1 protein-coding gene is annotated in these 862 nt (G+C 59.2%); it reads left to right on the forward strand.

Translation table 11 applies throughout. The features are described from left to right. Positions 1-100: 100 nt before the first annotated feature. Positions 101-862 (forward strand): acyl-CoA dehydrogenase family protein (locus ACR0C6_RS21535; protein ID WP_480621158.1); only part of this gene is annotated, 762 nt, incomplete at its 3' end.

Here is an 862-nt window from a genome sequence, read left to right on the forward strand (position 1 = left end):
GTCCGATGACGGCGTCAGAGGTTTATCGCTGTTTCTATGCCCCAGCTCCTGCACAGACGGCAGCCGCAACCAAGCTACCGTAACGCGCATCGAGGAAAAGATGGGCCTGCATGCCTCGCCCACGTGCCAGCTGGCATTTGATGGTGCCAAAGCCGAATTGATTGGGGCCGAGGGTGAAGGTCTGATGGCCATGTTCACCATGATGAACCACGCCCGGCTTGATGTCGCCCTACAGGGCGTCGCGCACGCCGCGCGGGCTTATGACATTGCCAGTACTTATGCCAGTGAAAGGGTACAGGGACGCAATCCCGACGGTCAACCGGCAACACTGGATCAACATGCCGACATCCGCCGCATGCTGGATCAAATCGATTGGCTGGCGGTCAGTAGCCGCAGTCTTGCACATCTTGCATTTGTCACCATGGAACGGGGCACATCGCCTGACCTGGTCGATTTTCTGACCCCGGTCGCCAAGGTCTATTGCTCCGACGCCGGTATCAAGGCCGCCGAATTGGGTATGCAGGTTCTGGGCGGCTATGGCTATTTGCGCGAATACCGGCTGGAGCAGACCTATCGTGACGCCCGAATTACCTCGATTTACGAAGGGGCCAACGGCATACACGCGCGTATGCTGGCAACACGTCTGGCCGCAGGGCCTGCGGGCGACGCCTTTGCCGAATTTGTTGCGCATGAAGCCGAGCATTGGACATGCGATGCGATCTCGGACGCACTGGACAATTGGCAATCCGCTCGCAGAAAGCTGAAACAGGGTGACAGCGCGGCGATGGCGCATGGGTTCATGCATACGACGATTGATACCGCTCTGACTTGTCTGCGGGTGCGGCTGCGCAACGCCGCAAGC

This window comes from Ruegeria sp. AL12, from assembly GCF_056540885.1.